18 protein-coding genes are annotated in these 15713 nt (G+C 72.7%); 1 reads left to right on the top strand and 17 read right to left on the bottom strand.

Features of this window, described 5'->3' with window-relative positions:
- Positions 1–10 precede the first annotated feature (10 nt).
- From trpA to rpe, 11 genes are all read right to left on the bottom strand, one after another.
- Positions 11–805 (bottom strand): tryptophan synthase subunit alpha, encoded by a 795-nt coding sequence (gene trpA / locus MRBLMI12_RS16585; protein WP_363357407.1) that lies wholly within the window; start codon positions 803–805, stop codon positions 11–13.
- Positions 802–2076, bottom strand: coding sequence for a tryptophan synthase subunit beta (gene trpB, locus MRBLMI12_RS16580; protein WP_363357406.1), 1275 nt, complete (start codon positions 2074–2076; stop codon positions 802–804). The genes trpA and trpB overlap by 4 nt, the downstream gene beginning before the upstream one ends.
- Positions 2073–2882 carry an indole-3-glycerol phosphate synthase TrpC gene (gene trpC, locus MRBLMI12_RS16575; protein ID WP_363357405.1) on the bottom strand — a complete coding sequence of 270 codons (810 nt, stop codon included), beginning with the start codon at positions 2880–2882 and terminating at the stop codon, positions 2073–2075. Before trpC ends, trpB begins: the two co-directional genes overlap by 4 nt.
- A gap of 2 nt (positions 2883–2884) precedes the next feature.
- The gene (locus MRBLMI12_RS16570; RefSeq protein ID WP_349427573.1) at positions 2885–3115 is read right to left on the bottom strand and encodes a DUF6704 family protein; all 231 of its coding nucleotides are present in this window, start codon (positions 3113–3115) and stop codon (positions 2885–2887) included.
- A gap of 51 nt (positions 3116–3166) precedes the next feature.
- Entirely contained in the window at positions 3167–3799 is a 633-nt protein-coding gene (locus MRBLMI12_RS16565) for a Trp biosynthesis-associated membrane protein (RefSeq protein ID WP_404908508.1), read from the bottom strand.
- A complete protein-coding gene (gene hisI / locus MRBLMI12_RS16560; protein ID WP_349427571.1) occupies positions 3799–4164 on the bottom strand; it encodes a phosphoribosyl-AMP cyclohydrolase in 366 nt (121 codons plus the stop codon). Before hisI ends, MRBLMI12_RS16565 begins: the two co-directional genes overlap by 1 nt.
- The gene (gene hisF / locus MRBLMI12_RS16555; protein ID WP_363357403.1) at positions 4161–4949 is read right to left on the bottom strand and encodes an imidazole glycerol phosphate synthase subunit HisF; all 789 of its coding nucleotides are present in this window, start codon (positions 4947–4949) and stop codon (positions 4161–4163) included. Before hisF ends, hisI begins: the two co-directional genes overlap by 4 nt.
- 34 nt (positions 4950–4983) lie before the next feature.
- Positions 4984–5826: an ATP phosphoribosyltransferase gene (gene hisG / locus MRBLMI12_RS16550; RefSeq protein ID WP_349427569.1), complete on the bottom strand. Its 843-nt coding sequence runs from the start codon at positions 5824–5826 to the stop codon at positions 4984–4986.
- A 43-nt stretch (positions 5827–5869) separates the two neighbouring features.
- Positions 5870–6133 (bottom strand): phosphoribosyl-ATP diphosphatase, encoded by a 264-nt coding sequence (locus tag MRBLMI12_RS16545; protein ID WP_045302883.1) that lies wholly within the window; start codon positions 6131–6133, stop codon positions 5870–5872.
- A gap of 112 nt (positions 6134–6245) precedes the next feature.
- Positions 6246–6773 carry a hypothetical protein gene (locus tag MRBLMI12_RS16540; protein WP_349427568.1) on the bottom strand — a complete coding sequence of 176 codons (528 nt, stop codon included), beginning with the start codon at positions 6771–6773 and terminating at the stop codon, positions 6246–6248.
- Between the two features lie 38 nt (positions 6774–6811).
- The gene (gene rpe / locus MRBLMI12_RS16535; protein WP_363357402.1) at positions 6812–7504 is read right to left on the bottom strand and encodes a ribulose-phosphate 3-epimerase; all 693 of its coding nucleotides are present in this window, start codon (positions 7502–7504) and stop codon (positions 6812–6814) included.
- Positions 7505–7524: 20 nt separating this feature from the next.
- On the opposite strand from rpe, the gene glsA reads away from it, so the two are divergent.
- Positions 7525–8697 carry a glutaminase A gene (glsA, locus tag MRBLMI12_RS16530; RefSeq protein ID WP_349427567.1) on the top strand — a complete coding sequence of 391 codons (1173 nt, stop codon included), beginning with the start codon at positions 7525–7527 and terminating at the stop codon, positions 8695–8697.
- 19 nt (positions 8698–8716) lie between these two features.
- Here the strand turns inward: glsA and MRBLMI12_RS16525 are convergent, their stop codons facing one another.
- From MRBLMI12_RS16525 to gmk, 6 genes are all read right to left on the bottom strand, one after another.
- Entirely contained in the window at positions 8717–10087 is a 1371-nt protein-coding gene (locus MRBLMI12_RS16525) for an RsmB/NOP family class I SAM-dependent RNA methyltransferase (protein ID WP_363357401.1), read from the bottom strand.
- The gene (gene fmt, locus MRBLMI12_RS16520; protein WP_363357400.1) at positions 10084–11007 is read right to left on the bottom strand and encodes a methionyl-tRNA formyltransferase; all 924 of its coding nucleotides are present in this window, start codon (positions 11005–11007) and stop codon (positions 10084–10086) included. The genes MRBLMI12_RS16525 and fmt overlap by 4 nt, the downstream gene beginning before the upstream one ends.
- Positions 11008–11029: 22 nt before the next feature.
- Positions 11030–13051, bottom strand: a complete 2022-nt coding sequence (locus MRBLMI12_RS16515; protein WP_363357399.1) for a primosomal protein N' — start codon at positions 13049–13051, stop codon at positions 11030–11032.
- 10 nt (positions 13052–13061) lie between these two features.
- On the bottom strand, positions 13062–14255 hold the full coding sequence (metK, locus tag MRBLMI12_RS16510) for a methionine adenosyltransferase (RefSeq protein WP_363357398.1): 1194 nt from the start codon (positions 14253–14255) through the stop codon (positions 13062–13064).
- A gap of 117 nt (positions 14256–14372) precedes the next feature.
- The gene (gene rpoZ / locus MRBLMI12_RS16505; protein ID WP_018170775.1) at positions 14373–14627 is read right to left on the bottom strand and encodes a DNA-directed RNA polymerase subunit omega; all 255 of its coding nucleotides are present in this window, start codon (positions 14625–14627) and stop codon (positions 14373–14375) included.
- 143 nt (positions 14628–14770) lie between these two features.
- Complete coding sequence (gmk, locus tag MRBLMI12_RS16500) at positions 14771–15712, bottom strand: guanylate kinase (protein WP_363357397.1); 942 nt, start codon at positions 15710–15712, stop codon at positions 14771–14773.
- Position 15713 lies beyond the last annotated feature (1 nt).

Genomic DNA, 15713 nt, shown 5'->3' with positions numbered 1-15713 from the left:
CCTGAGAAGTCTAGTTCGCGCTGCGCGCGGTGCCGGCGGCGAGGCTGCGCGCGGTCGCGGCGAGGCCGTCGATTCCGCCCTCGCGCAGCGCGCGGACGAGCGCGGTGCCGACGATCGCGCCGTCGGCGTACTCGAGCACACCCGCCACCTGATCGGCGTTCGAGATGCCGATGCCGACGCACGCGTGCTCGACCCCGTGCTCGCGCAGCCGGGCGACGAGCGTGCGGGCGGCGGCGTCCAGCTGCGCTCGTTCGCCGGTGATGCCCATGGTCGACACCGTGTAGACGAACCCGGTGGACTGCCGGACGATCAGCTCGAGGCGCTCGTCGGTCGATGTCGGCGCGGCGAGGAACACGCGGTCCAGCCCCGTGCGCTCGCTCGCGGCGATCCACTCGGGCGCGGCTTCGGGTGTGATGTCCGGGGTGATGAGTCCCGCTCCCCCGGCGGCGAGGAGATCGTCGGCGTACCGGTCGACCCCGTACTGCAGCACGGGGTTCCAGTACGTCATCACGAGCACCGGAACGTCCACGCGGCGCGTGATCTCGCGCACCGCCGTGAACGTGTCGCGCAGACGGAAGCCGCCGGCGAGGGCGGCCTGCGTGGCCTCCTGGATGACGGTGCCGTCCATCACCGGGTCGGAGTAGGGCGGACCGAGCTCGAGGACGTCGGCGCCGTTCTCGGCAAGGGCGACGGCTGCGTCGATGCTCGTGCGCAGGTCGGGGAAGCCGATCGGCAGGTAGCCGACGAAAGCGCCCCGGCCTGCGGCGTGGGCGGCGTCGATCGCCGCGGCGACGCGGGAGCTCATAGCTTGGTGCCCTCTCCCTTGGCGGCGTCGTCGGACGGTGCGGTCTCGACCGGCCCGGCGCCCTCCGCCGCAGCGGCGGCAGCGTCGTACAGGTGGAAGTAGCGCGCGGCGGTGTCCATGTCCTTGTCGCCGCGGCCCGAGAGGCAGACCGCGAGGATCGCGTCCGGGCCGAGTTCCCGCCCGATGCGGAGCGCTCCGGCGAGGGCGTGCGCCGACTCGATCGCCGGAATGATGCCTTCGGTCTCGGAGAGCAGCCGCAGCGCCTGCATCGCCTCGTCGTCGGTCGCGGGGATGTACTCGGCACGCCCGATCGAGGCGAGCCAGGCGTGCTCGGGTCCGACGCCCGGGTAGTCGAGTCCCGCCGAGATGGAGTGCGACTCGACCGTCTGGCCGTCCTCGTCCTGCAGCACGTAGGTCTTCGCGCCGTGCAGCACTCCCGGGCGTCCGCGCTCGATCGATGCGGCGTGGCGAGGAGTGTCCACGCCGTCGCCGGCGGCCTCCACCCCGTAGAGCTTCACGTCGTCGTCGAGGAAGGCGTCGAACATGCCGATGGCGTTCGAGCCGCCGCCGACGCAGGCGATGACGGCATCCGGAAGCCGCCCGGCCTCTTCGAGCAGCTGGGCGCGCGCCTCTTCGGAGATCACCTTCTGGAAGTCGCGCACCATCGCCGGGAACGGATGCGGTCCCGCGGCGGTGCCGAAGATGTAGTTCGTCGTCTCGACGCTGGCGACCCAGTCGCGGTAGGCGTCGTTGATGGCGTCCTTCAGCGTGCGCGAGCCGGTCTTCACCGGCACCACCTCGGCGCCCAAGAGGCGCATGCGGGCGACGTTGAGCGCCTGGCGCTCGGTGTCGACCTCGCCCATGTAGATCGTGCACTCGAAGCCGAACAGCGCCGCGGCGGTCGCGGTCGCGACGCCGTGCTGGCCGGCGCCCGTCTCGGCGATCACGCGGGTCTTGCCGAGGCGCTGGGTGAGCAGCGCCTGGCCGAGCACGTTGTTGATCTTGTGCGAGCCGGTGTGGTTCAGGTCCTCGCGCTTGAGGAACACGCGCGCTCCCCCGGCGTGCTCGGCGAACCGCGCCACCTCGGTGATCGGCGACGGGCGGCCCGCGTACGAGTGGAGCAGGCGGACGAACTCGGCCTGGAATGCGGGATCGACCTTGGCGGCCTCGTACTCGGCCGCCAGCTCATCGATGGCGGCGATGAGGGATTCGGGCATGTAGCGCCCGCCGAACTCGCCGAACAGCGGCCCGGGGGCCTCGCGAAGACTCACTGCGTCGCCCTTCCTTCGCTCAGTGCATCGCCCGCGCCTGCCTGCAGGAAGGCGCGCAGGGTGGATACGGGATCGTTGGTGACCAGGGCCTCGCCGACGAGGACGACGTCCGCCCCCGCCGCCCGGTAGTGGGCGACGTCCTCGGGGACGAGCACAGCCGACTCGGCGATCCTCACCGCGCCGGCGGGGATGCGCTCCGCCAGCCGCCCGAACAGGTCGCGGTCGAGCTGGAACGTCGACAGGTCGCGCGCATTGACGCCGATGAGCTGCGCGTCGAGCTCTGCCGCACGGTCGACCTCTGCGGCCGAGTGCGTCTCGACGAGCGCGGTCATGCCCAGCTCGCGGGTGAACGCGTGCAGGCGGGCGAGCACATCCTGCTCGAGCGCGGCGACGATGAGCAGCACGAGGTCCGCACCGGCGGCGCGGGCCTCGAGCACCTGGTACTCGGTGGCGATGAAGTCCTTGCGCAGCACCGGCAGGGTGACCGCGGCCTTCACCGCCTCGAGGTCGGCGAGGCTTCCCTTGAAGCGCCGCCCCTCGGTGAGGACGGAGATCGCGGACGCGCCGCCCTCCTCGTAGCGACGAGCCTGCAGAGCGGGATCGGGGATCGCCGCGAGGTCGCCGCGCGAGGGGCTCGCCCGCTTGACCTCCGCGATGATCTTGACGCGGTCGGACGGAGCGAGGGCGGCGACGGCGTCGATCGCGGGACGCTGCGCCAGCGCTGCGGCCTCGACCGCTGCCACTGGCCGCACCGAGGCGCGTGCCTCGGCATCCTCAACCGCGCCGGCCGTCAGGTCGGCGAGCACGATCAGTGCTCTTTCGCCACGTACTTCGAGCCGTTCACGCCGTAACCGGCGCGCGACATCGCCCAGCCGACGATCGCGCCGACGACGAGGAGACCGGCGGATGCCCACACGAGGGCGGGCATGTCGAGGAAGTAGAAGAGGGTTCCGAGTGCGACCGCCACGAGCATGATCACGACGGCCGTCCAGGCGGCGGGCGAGTGTCCGTGCCCGGGGTCGCCGATGTTGTTGCTCATGGATATCTCCTCGTGAAGCCTGGGAAGCGCGGGATGACGCCAGTCTAGCGGTCAGGCGGTGGGATCCTCGCCACGCGACAGGTCGTCCCAGTCGTCGATGGCCCGGGATCCGGCGGCGTCGTGGGGGCGCGAACCGTCGCCGCCGGGACGGCGGGAACCGGCCCGCAGAGCCGGCTGTGCGGCGTCGTCCGTGCGGTACCGCCGCCCGGTGCGCGACCAGCCGTGTGCGGTGGCGAGGACGAACCCCCCGGCTGCGATGAGCACCACCCAGACGGCGAGGGTCACCGCCGGCCAGAGCGTCGCGTCGATCGACGCGACGAGCGTCGCGACGGACGACTCGCCCGCGATGCCGGTGGACTCGGTGACGACGGAGGCGACGGCCGAGACGGGATGCTCCAGCACGATGCGGGCGGTCAGCCAGGCCAGCACGCCACCGATGAGGACGGCCAGTGCGCCGAAGATGTACCGCAGCGCGAGCCCGACGATCGAGAGGGCCGCGCCGAGAGCGAGTACGGCGAGGCTGAGCGGGGCAAGTACCGGCAGCGCCGAGGCGCCGGGCACCTCGAGCACGTGGCGGGCGGCGTCCTCGAGCACGACGGTGAGCCACGTCTGCGTCGACGAGATCACCCCGATCGCCCCGCACAGCACCGTGACGACGACGGCGAGCAGTCGCGCCCTGCGGATCACGCGACGGCCTCCGGGCCGCGGACGGCCTCGAGGTCGTCCGCGTCGAAGCAGGTGCGGGTGCCGGTGTGGCAGGCGGGCCCGATCTGCTCGACCTCGACCAGCACGGCGTCGCCGTCGCAGTCCAGGCGCGCCTCGCGCACCAGCTGGATGTTGCCGGACGTGTCGCCCTTGCGCCAGTACTCCTGGCGGGAGCGCGACCAGAAGGTCACGCGGCCCTCGGTGAGGGTGCGGCGGAGGGCCTCGGCATCCATCCAGCCGAGCATGAGGACCTCGCGCGTGTCCCATTGCTGGATGATCGCCGCGACCAGGCCGTCGGGGGTGAACGTCACGCGTGCGATGCGCTCGTCGACACTCTCGCTCATGCCGCCACCTCCCGCACCGCGATGCCGTCGGCGGCCATCGCGGCCTTGACGTCGCCGATGGTGAGCTGGCCGGAGTGGAAGACGGATGCCGCGAGCACGGCGTCGGCGCCCGCGGCGATGGCGGGACCGAAGTCGGCGGCCGAGCCCGCGCCTCCCGAGGCGATCACCGGCACGCTGGCGACCTCGCGCATGAGGGCCACGAGGTCGAGGTCGAACCCCTGCTTCGTGCCGTCGGCGTCGATCGAGTTGACCAGCAGCTCGCCTGCGCCGCGCTCGACGGCTTCGCGCGCCCATTCCAGCGCGTCGAGCTCCGTCTCGGTGCGCCCGCCGTGCGTCGTGACGACGAAGCCGGACGGCACCCGGTCGAGCAGGTCGGGCGAGGCGCGCTTCACGTCGAGCGAGAGCACGAGCACCTGGGCGCCGAACCGGTCGGCGATCTCGTCGAGGAGCGCGGGGCGGGCGATGGCGGCGGAGTTCACGCCGATCTTGTCGGCGCCCACGGCCAGCAGCCGGCCGACGTCGTCGGCCGAGCGGACTCCGCCGCCGACGGTGAGCGGGATGAAGACCTCTTCGGCGGTGCGCCGGACGACGTCGTAGGTCGTGGACCGCTCGTCGACCGTCGCCGTCACGTCGAGGAAGGTGATCTCGTCGGCGCCCTGGTGGAAGTACTCCCGCGCGAGCTCGACGGGATCGCCCATGTCGCGCAGGTTCTGGAAGTTGACGCCCTTCACGACGCGACCCGCGGCGACGTCGAGGCACGGGATGACGCGGCAGACCAGGCTCATGACACGGCTCCGTTCGTCGGTGCTGTCCCGTCCATCAGAGCCTCGCGTTGTGGATCGCTGTCACGAGGATTGCGCGGGCGCCGATCGCGTACAGCGCGTCCATGACCTGGTTGACGCCCTTGCGGGCGACCATCACCCGCACCGCCACCCACGCCGCATCCCGCAGCGGGGAGATGGTCGGCGACTCGATGCCGGGAGCGATCTGGACGGCGGTGTCGACGAGATCCGCCGGCAGGTCGTAGTCGACCATGACGTAGCGCTGAGCCACCATGACGCCCCGCAGGCGCCGGAGCAGCGTCTCGACGCCCTCCGCCTCGGTCGGCGCGCCGATGAGCACGGCCTCGGACTTGAGGATCACCGGCCCGAAGACGTCCAGGCCCGCCTGGCGCAGCGTGGTGCCGGTCTCCACGACGTCGGCGATCGCGTCCGCGACGCCCAGCTCGACGGCCGACTCGACGGCGCCGTCGAGCGGCACGAGGTCGGCGGCGACGCCGTGCTCGTCGAGGAAGCCGTCGACGAGCCCCGGGTACGAGGTCGCGATGCGCGCGCCCTCGAGGTCGGTCACCTCGGAGAAGCGCCCGGCGGGCGCCGCGAAGCGGAAGGTGGAGGCCGCGAACCCGAGCTGCTCGATCTCGCGGGCGCCGGGCATCCGCGCGTCGAGCAGCAGGTCACGGCCGGTGATGCCGACGTCGAGCGCGCCCGAGCCGACGTAGGTGGCGATGTCCTTGGGGCGGAGATAGAAGAACTCGACCTCGTTCTGAGGGTCGATGACGTGGAGGTCCTTCGGGTCGCGGCGCCCGATGTAACCCGCCTCGTGGAGCATCTCGGAGGCGGTCTCGGCGAGCGATCCCTTGTTCGGCACGGCGATTCGCAGCATGGCAGCGTGGCTTTCGGGTTCGAGGACGGATGAGGATCGCGGCTCAGAGATGTCGGTAGACATCCTCGAGGCTCAGCCCCTTCGCGAGCATCAGCACCTGCAGGTGGTACAGCAGCTGAGAGATCTCCTCGGCTGCGGCATCCGTCGACTCGTACTCGGCCGCCATCCACACCTCGGCGGCCTCTTCCACGATCTTCTTGCCGATCGCGTGCACGCCCGCGTCCAGCTGTGCGACGGTTCCCGAACCCTCGGGGCGCTCGGCCGCTTTCGCGGCGAGCTCGGCGTACAGCGTGTCGAACGTCTTCACCATGCCAGGGTATCGCCCTTCGATACACGCGCAGCGCGCGTTACCCGGACCCACCGGACGGATGCCGCGGCGCCGCGTGACGCGAGCCGGGCGGCCCGGCCCGGCGTGGGCTTCAGTGCGCGAGGATGCTCAGCCCGATCACCAGCATGCCGAGCAGTGTCGTCGCCAGGAGGCCGGCGATCCGCCAGGGCCAGGAGCTCCCGTTGCGGGCGGCGTTCGCATAGCCGATCACCGCGAGCAGCACGATGCCGCTGCCGAGCGCCAGGAAGTACGCGGTGTACTCCTCGACCAGGCCGAGCGCGCCCAGCAGCAGCAGCGCAGCCGGAACGAGCATCGCGATCAGCATCCCCGAGGAGTGACGGGCGCCGTCGCCGATCGCCGTCATCAGCGGTTTCGCGGGGCGGACGGCGCGGCTGGCGACCACCGCGGCGTAGATGTGCGCGAGCCAGAAGATGACAACGGTGCCGAAGACGAACAGCAGCACCTCGAAGTCGGTGTCCTCCTCCCAGCCGACGGCGACGAGAGCCGTCACGAGGACGAGGCCGTAGACCGCGTGCTCGCCGCTGTACGCGTCGAGGAGGCGATGGAGGTGACGGCGATGCGCGGGCTGCGGAGGGGACGCCTCGTCGTCGGTGGCCATGCGCTCCCTCTCGAATCGATGACGCGCGGTCCGCGGCGTCAGTGGGCGTGGGCGCGGGCGGATGCCCGGAGCCCGGTGATGGCGTTCGCGGGATCGTCGGCGCCGAAGACGGCGGATCCGGCGACGAACGTGTCGGCGCCCGCCTCCGCCGCCTCCGCGATGGTCGACTCGCCGATGCCGCCGTCGACCTGCAGCCAGACCGACGACCCGCGGCGGCGAGCCTCGTCCGCCAGGCGTCGCAGCTTCGGCATCGTCTCGGGCATGAACGACTGACCGCCGAAGCCGGGCTCCACGGTCATCACGAGGATCTGGTCGAAGTCGTCGAGGAGGTCGAAGAGACCCTCCACGGGCGTCGCAGGCTTCACCGCGACACCGGCGCGCGCGCCGATCGCGCGGAGGCGGCGCGCGAGAGCGACCGGCTCCTTCGCCGCCTCGAGATGGAACGTGACCGAGGCGGCGCCGAGCTCCGCATAGCCGGGTGCCCAGCGGTCGGGGTTCGTGATCATGAGGTGGACGTCCAGCGGCACGGGGCTCGTCGCCTGGATGCGCTCGACCATCTGCGGCCCGAACGTCAGGTTCGGCACGAAGTGGTTGTCCATGACGTCGACGTGGACGAAGTCCGCCGTGGCGATGCGCGCGAGCTCCGTCTGCATGTTGACGAAGTCGGCGGCCAGGACGCTGGGATTGATGCGGATGCCGACCTGGCGGCCGCTGTCGTCGATCGGAAGCACGCGTCCATTATGGTCGACCCGTGGATCCCATCACGGCGCTGCTGCACGAGGTTCTCGAAGACATCCGGCCCCACGACGACGGCGCCCCCGCGGGATACATCCCCGAACTCGCCGCCGCCGACCCGGAGCGGCTGGCGCTCGCGGTGGTGGGTCCGCGCGGGCGCGTGCGGGCGGTCGGTGACGTCACTCACGAGTTCACGATCCAGTCGATCTCGAAGCCGTTCGTGCTGGCCCTCGCCCTGGCCGACCGGGGGCGCGACGCGGTCCTGCGCAAGGTCGGGGCCGAGCCGAGCGGCGAACCCTTCAACGCGATCAGTCTCGAACCCCTCACCGGGCGACCGGCCAATCCGATGGTCAACGCGGGGGCGATCGCGACCTCGTCGCTGATCCCCGGCGATGTCGTCGACGACCGCACGTCCCGCATCGTCGAGGGTCTCTCCGCCTTCGCGGGACGCTCGCTGTGGGTCGACGAGCAGGTCTACGCCTCGGAGTCGGCGACCGGCGACCGCAACCGCGCGCTGGCACACCTCCTGCACTCGTACGGCATCATCGACGGCTCGGTCGAGATCGCCGTCGAGACCTACTTCCGCCAGTGCTCGCTGCTCGTGACCGTTCGCGACCTCGCCGTGATGTCGGCGACCCTCGCCTTCGGCGGCCTCAATCCGGTCACGGGCGAACGGGTCGTCGCCGAGGCGGTGGCCCGTGACGTGCTGTCGATCATGACGAGCTGCGGCATGTACGACTATTCGGGCGAATGGCTGCTGCGCGTCGGCCTGCCGGCGAAGAGCGGGGTCAGCGGCGGTCTTCTCGCCGTCGCGCCGTCGCAGTTCGGCGTCGCCGCATTCAGTCCCCGCCTCGACGAGCACGGCAACTCCGTACGCGGCATCGCTCTCCTCGAGACGCTCGGCGAGCGGTTCGGCATGCACATGCTCGAGCCGCACGAGAGCGTCGCGGTTCCGGCCTTCACGGTCGAGGACACGGACACGGGACGCGTGCTCCGCCTGGCGGGCGAGCTCGGACTGGCGGGCACAGAGCGTGTCGTCGCCGTGCTGCGCGAGCTCGCCGAGGCGCTGCCGGAGGGCGCCGAAGTCACGGTCGACGCCCGCGACCTGGGCCGCACGCACAGCGCGGCGCTCGTCGCGCTGCGCACGGAGTTCGAGCAGATGCCCCACGGCATTCATCTGCGCGAGTGAGCGCGGCGCCTGAGGCAGCTCAGACGCGGCGCAGGAGCGTCACAGACATCGCATCGGTGTTGTGGCGGTGCGGCCACAGCTGGGCGCGCCCGCTGCCGTCGGCCTGCGGCGGAAGGCCGGGGTCGGCATCCGACAGCGACGTGATGACGTCGCGCGCGGAGAGCTCTTCGATCGCCCCGTCCCATTCGCGGCGGATGTCGGCCACGACGCCCGCCGTCTCGGCGAGATGGGGCGAGCAGGTCACGTACGCCACCACGCCGCCGGGCTTGAGCGCGCTCACCGCCTCGGTGAGCAGCTCGCGCTGCAGCTGCGTGAGCGCCGGGACGTCGCTCGGCGCCTTGCGCCAGCGCGCTTCGGGCCGGCGGCGCAGCGCGCCGAGTCCGGTGCAGGGCGCGTCGACGAGGATGCGGTCGTAGGTCTCGGGGGCGTCCTGCGCACGCAGCCGGCCGTCCTCCTCCGACACCGGCACTTCGAGGGGCACGCCGGCGAGCGCCTGGCGCACGAGCCCCGCGCGCGCGGGCGAGATCTCGTTGGCCTCGAGGGACGCGCCGTGTGCGAGCGCCTCCGCCGCGAGCACCGCGGTCTTGCCTCCGGGGCCCGCGCACAGGTCGAGCCACAGCTCCCCCGGCGTCACAGGAAGGGCGCGCGTCAGTGCCAGAGCCGCGAGCTGTGAACCCTCGTCCTGCACCCGGATGCGGCCGCCCGAACCGCGCACGGTCGAATCCGGGTCGCCGCCGCCGAGACGGAAGCCGATCGGCGAGAACGGGGTGCGGCGCGCGTCCTCGGGCACGTCGGCGAGGTCGGGAAGGGCCGCCATCGTGACGCGCGGCGACGCGTTGTCGGCGGTGAGCAGCGCCTCGAGCTCCTCGGCCCGGCCCTCGGCCGCCAGCGCACGGCGGAAGGCCCGCACCACCCACACCGGATGCGAGAACAGCAGCCCGAGCTGCTCGTCGTCGGAGCGCGCGCTCTCGGCGACGTGCGTCATCCAGTCCCCCGGGGTGTCACGAGAGACCCGGCGCAGCACGGCGTTGGTGAATCCGGCCGCTCCCCGGCCGCCGGCCGCGCGGGCGAGCTCCACGGACTCGTTGACGGCCGCGTGCGAGGCCACCCGTGTCGACAGCAGCTGGTGGACGCCCAGCCGGAGCGCGTCGAGCACGGCGGGATCGATGTCGGCGACGGGCCGGTCGGCGGCGATCTCGATGACCGCGTCGTACGTGCCCTGGCGACGCAGGGTTCCGTAAGTGAGCTCGGTGGCCAGTGCCGCGTCCTGCGTCGCGAGACCGGCGCGTGCGATGGCGGTCGGCAGGAGCAGGTTCGCGTAGGCGTCCGACTCGTGCACCGCCCGCAGGGTCTCGTAGGCGACGCGTCGCGCCGCGATCGTGCGACTCACGATCCCGCCACCGGGGTCGCATCGCGCAGGCCCCGCCACCAGTCGGCGGCGCGCATGGCGCCCTTGCCCGCCGGCTGGACCGTGTCGAGCACGATCGGCGCGGACGTGGTGCCGGCGACGACCTTGCCGCCGTGCAGCGCGAGGGCGCCTGGCTGCAGGTGCGGAGCGTCCGCCGGCGCAGACGCGACGGCGAGCACCTTGAGCCGCACGCCCGAGATCGTCGTGTGGGCGCCCGGTTCGGGTGTGACGCCGCGGATGCGCCCGAGCACGGCGTCCGCGGGCTCGTCCCAGCGCACGCGGCCGTCGTCGTCGCCGAGCTTCGAGGCGTAGGTCGGCTCGCCCACCTGCGGGCGGGAGACCGCGGAGCCTTCGGCGATCGCATCGACGACGTCGGTGAGCAGCCCGGCGCCGTCTTCGGCGAGCGCCGAGAGCAGCGACCCCGCGGTGGCGTCCGCGGGCACGTCGATGGCGAGCTCGCCGAAGACGTCGCCGGCGTCGAGCGCGGGGACCAGCTGGAACACGCTCGCGCCGGTGCGCGCATCGCCCGCGATGAGGGCGTGCTGCACGGGCGCCGCGCCGCGCCAGCGCGGGAGCAGGGAGAAGTGCAGGTTGATCCACCCGTGGGCGGGCGTCGACAGCAGCGGCTCGCGTACCAGGCCGCCGTAGGCGACGATCACCCCGAGATCGGGCTGGAGGGCCGCGATCTCGGCCGTGACGGTCGCATCGAGCCGGTCGGCGCGGATCACGGGGATCCCGAGCTCCTCGGCGGCGGTGGCGACGGGAGAGGGCGTGAGCACGCGCTTGCGCCCGAGCGGAGCATCCTGGCGGGTGACGACCGCGACGACGTCGTGAGCGGTGGCCGCGAGCCGCCGCAATGACGGCACAGCCGGCTCGGGCGTGCCGGCGAAGACGAGGCGCATGACGGTCCTGAACGATCGAGGGTCAGAGGTCGAGATCGGGCACGTCGACCCGAACCTTCAGTGTATTGGCGGCGCCCGGTGTGCGTCCCTTCGCGGGACGGCGGCCCTTCACGGCCTGGCTCACGACCGAGGCGCGCAGGCTCTCGGTCGCGCGGGCGCCCAGACCGTACTCGAACCTCACCAGCGCGCGGACCGACTCGCCGTGGGCGAGCGGCCCGAGGACCGCCTCGGCGTCGAGCTCGGGCACTGCCTGCCGGAGCTCCGCCAGAGCGGTGTCGACGGCCCGCCGCGGCCCCTCGACCGCCGCCACCCGCACGGTGGGCGGCATCCGCAGCGGCGCCCGGTCGGCGAGCTCCGCACGGGCGTAGGCGGCCTGCGTCCACGTCGCGAGCGCCCGGGCGACCTCTCCCGCCACGCCGACCAGGTGCACCGGGGCGCCCGGAGCGGCCAGTGCGGCGGCGTTCGACCACCACCGCAGGCACGACTCGCCGATGCGCAGATCCTCGGCCATCAGCATCCGATCGCCGTCCAGCAGGATCACCGCCCGGTAGCCGCCGATCGCCAGCGGCTCGGCTCCCCGCGTCGCGACCACCAGCGCCGGACGCCCGTCGACCTCGGTGACCGGATGATCGCCGTCGGCGATGATCACGCGGGTGCCGGGAAAGGCCCGCCCGAGCTCGTCGGCGGTCCGCTCGCTGCCCGACGACGCCATGCGCAGCAGGGTCGACGAGCACTCGGGGCATGCCCAGGCGTGGGCGGCGCGACCGCACCACGTGCACGTCGGCACCGCGCCCTGCCGAGCGGCGTGCAGAGGCCCACTGCAGTGCGGGCATCGGGCGGGGTGGCGGCACTTCGCGCAGACGAGGACGGGGGCATACCCCGGGCGTGCGACCTGGACGAGGACGGGCCCGTCGGCGAGAGCCTCGCGCGCGGCGGCGAACGCCGACGACGGCACCCGCGCCGCCCGTGACTCGCCCTCGCGGTTCGCGCTGAGCACCACGCGCGGGCTCAGCCGGCGCGCGGCCGGAAGATCGCGCACCCAGCCCACGGCGACCAGCCGCTCCACATCGGTGGTGCGCGTGTGCCCCGCGAAGACGAGCGCGCCGCCGTGGAGCTCCTGGCGCAGCAGTGCCGCGTCGCGGGCGTGGACGCCCGGACTGAGCGGTTCGGCGAGGAGCGGATCGCCGTCGTCCCACAGCGCGACGAGCCCGAGGTCGCCGACCGGCGCGTACACGGTGGAGCGGTTGCCGATGACCACGCACGGTGCGTCCGCGAGGGTGCGCAGGAACGCCGCATACCGGGCGGGACCGCTCTGCTTGGCGTCGTCGCGGACGAACGCGTCGGCAGGGATGCGGCTCAGCAGGGCCGCCTCGAGCTGCGCGCGGTCGCGATGGTCGGGGACGGCGATGACGGCGCTGCGCCCAGCGGCGAGCACGCGGGTCGCCGCCGCGGCGAGGAGGATCGCCCATGAACCGACGACGGTGCCGTCCTCGAGCTGCGCGGGCACGGGCGGGGCGTCGAGCGCGAGGCGCTCGCCGCCGTCCAGCGCCTCGGCGAGGCCGGGATACACGGCGAGCACGTCGGCGGCCCACGCGGCGTCCGCCTCCTCCACGCGGGGAGGCGAGGGCGGCTCGGCCGCCAGCCACGCCTTCTCGGCGCGGACCATGCGCTTCGGAATGGCAAGCCGCAGGATGTCGCCGGCTGAGCCGGCGGCCCGATCGGCGGCACGGCGCGCGAGCGCGTAGAGCGCCGGCGTCAGCACCGCCACGGGCGAGACGACGGCCTCGAGCTGAGACAGCGGCCGGTCGGAGGCATCCGGCTCCCCCAGCTCGACGAGGAGGCCGTCAACGACGCGTCCGGCGCTGCGCAGCGGCACGCGCACCCGCACGCCGGGCTGCGCGTCGGCCGCGAGCTCGGCGGGGATCTCGTAGTCGAACAGCCGGTCCAGCTGCGGCAGCGGGGAGTCGATGAGCACGCGCGCGACGCGGCGCGCAGGTCGCGTACCCTCGCCGGGGCCGTTCTCGTCGTCGTGCACCGCGGTCACGCGGCCGGCGTCAGAGCCCGGCGGCCGCGCGCAGCGCGTCGGCGCGGTCGGTGCGCTCCCACGTGAAATCGGGCAGCTCGCGACCGAAGTGGCCGTATGCCGCGGTCTGCGCGTAGATCGGGCGCAGCAGATCCAGCTGGTCGATGATCGCCTTGGGGCGCAGGTCGAAGACGTCGAGGATCGCGGCCGTGATGACATCGTCGGCGACGCGGCCGGTGCCGAACGTCTCGACATAGAGTCCGACGGGCTTGGCCTTGCCGATCGCGTAGGCGACCTGCACCTCGAGGCGGTCGGCGAGCCCGGCCGCGACCGCGTTCTTGGCGACCCAGCGCATCGCGTACGCCGCCGAGCGGTCGACCTTCGAGGGGTCCTTCCCGCTGAATGCGCCGCCGCCGTGGCGCGAGGCCCCGCCGTAGGTGTCGATGATGATCTTGCGGCCGGTCAGACCGGCGTCGCCCTTCGGGCCGCCCGTGACGAACGGGCCGGCGGGGTTGATGTAGAACTTCACGTCGGGAAGGTCGAGGCCCGTCGCCTCGAGCACCGGGTCGATGACCTCGGCGCGGACCGCGGCGCGCAGCGCCTTCTGCGAGATGTCGGGCTGGTGCTGCGTCGACAGCACGACAGACTCGACGGTCCGCGGGGTGTCGCCCTCGTAGCCGAGCGTGACCTGGGTCTTGCCGTCGGGTCGCAGGAACGGCAGCTCCCCAGACCGGCGCACCTCGGCGAGACGCTCCGCCATGCGGTGCGCCGTCCAGGCGGCCATCGGCATGAGCTGCGGCGTCTCGGTGGTCGCGTAGCCGAACATGATCCCCTGGTCGCCCGCGCCCTGCAGGTCGTGCGGGTCCTCGGAACCGTCCTCGCGCCGCTCGAACGCCTTGTCGACGCCGGCCGCGATGTCGGAGGACTGCGCCCCGATCGACACGCTGACGCCGCACGAGTCGCCGTCGAAGCCGGTCTCGCTCGAGGTGTACCCGATGCGGTTGACGACGCTGCGCACGATCGCGGGGATCTCGACGTAGGCAGAGGTCGACACCTCGCCCGCGACGTGGACCAGGCCGGTGGTGACGAGCGTCTCCACGGCCACCCGGCCGTTCGGGTCCGCCTCGAGGATCGCGTCGAGGATCGAGTCCGAGATCTGGTCGCAGATCTTGTCGGGATGGCCCTCGGTGACGGATTCGGACGTGAACAGACGCAGGTCGGTCATCGATACTCCAGTTGTCGTGGCGCCGGTCGCCCTGGTGTCCGACGCCGGGGGGCGGACACCAGTATGCCCCCGGAGACGGACATCACCGTCTTCGGGGGCACAGGGTTCGTAACGGGATTACTCCGCGCGGCGCAGGCGCAGCTTGTCCTCGTGGATCTCGTGCATCGCGATCGTGAGGGGCTTGTCCTCGACCGTCGAGTCGACGAGCGGGCCCACGTTGTCGAACAGGTTGCCCTCGTGGAGGTCGGAGTAGTAGTCGTTGATCTGACGCGCGCGCTTGGACGCGAAGATCACGAGCTGGTACTTCGAGTCGACCTTCTCGAGCAGGCTGTCGATGGGGGGCTCGATGATGCCCTGGTTCGTTCCGGCCATGGCGAAACCTCCTGGATCGGATGTCGGAATGGGAGTCTGCGGGCCTCGGGGTGCCGAGGCATCCCACCATTCTACGGGACGGCGGCCGCCGAGCGGACGTGCGGCGGCGCCGCGGCGGGGCGGATCGATCGAACGGGATGCCGTCAGTGCGCGAGGCGGGCGACCTCGTCGGCCGCGCGGGCGACGTCGTCGTTCACGACGCGGTAGTCGAACTCGCCCTGGGAGGCGAGCTCGGTCTTGGCCGTGCGCAGGCGCCGCGCGCGCTCGGCGGCGCCCTCGGTGCCGCGGCCGACGAGCCGCTGCACCAGCTCGTCCCAGCTCGGCGGCAGCAGGAACACGAGCGTCGCCGACGTATCGGCCTCCCGCACCTGGCGGGCGCCCTGGAGGTCGATCTCGAGCAGGACGGTGCGCCCCTCGGCGAGGGCCTTCTCGATCGGCTTGCGCGGGGTGCCGTAGCGGTACGCGTTGTGGACGGTCGCGTGCTCCAGCAGCTCTCCGTCGTCGATCATCCGGTCGAACTCGGCGTCGTCGACGAAGAAGTAGTGCTCGCCGTCGACCTCGCCGGGGCGCGGCGCGCGCGTGGTCGCCGACACGGAGAGCAGGATCTCGGGGTGGTGCGCCTTGATGTGGGCGGCGACCGTGCCCTTGCCGACGGCCGTGGGGCCTGCGAGAACGACGAGGCGGCTGCGGCCGCCGCGGGGCTCGATCTCGGGCCAGCGGGTGTCGAGGAAGCGGCGGAGGTCCTCGCGCTGGCGCGAGCCGAGTCCGCCGAGCCGCTTGACGGGCGAGATCTCGAGGTCGTGGAGGATGCGGTCGCGCTTGCCTTCGCCGATCGCGGGGATCGCGGTCAGGAACTCCGGCACGCGCATCGCGCCCGCGGGCGAGGTCGGGTCTGCGAGGGCACGCCGCAGCAGCTCCTGCGGCGTGATCACCCGCATCGCCACGTCCTTCTTGAGCGCTGCGCGCTCCCGTCGGGCGGCGACGGCGCGGCGCGAGGCCGCTACGCGGTCGACCTCGGGTGGCCGCGAATGCGCGCCAGAGGGGTGGGGCGGAGCCCCGTCGGGAAGGGTGCGCGAATCGGGCATG

It is taken from the genome of Microbacterium sp. LMI12-1-1.1, assembly GCF_040676455.1.
Taxonomy (GTDB): domain Bacteria; phylum Actinomycetota; class Actinomycetes; order Actinomycetales; family Microbacteriaceae; genus Microbacterium.
Note: the sequence above shows the minus strand (reverse complement) of the source record. Positions and strands in the feature narration are given on the sequence as shown.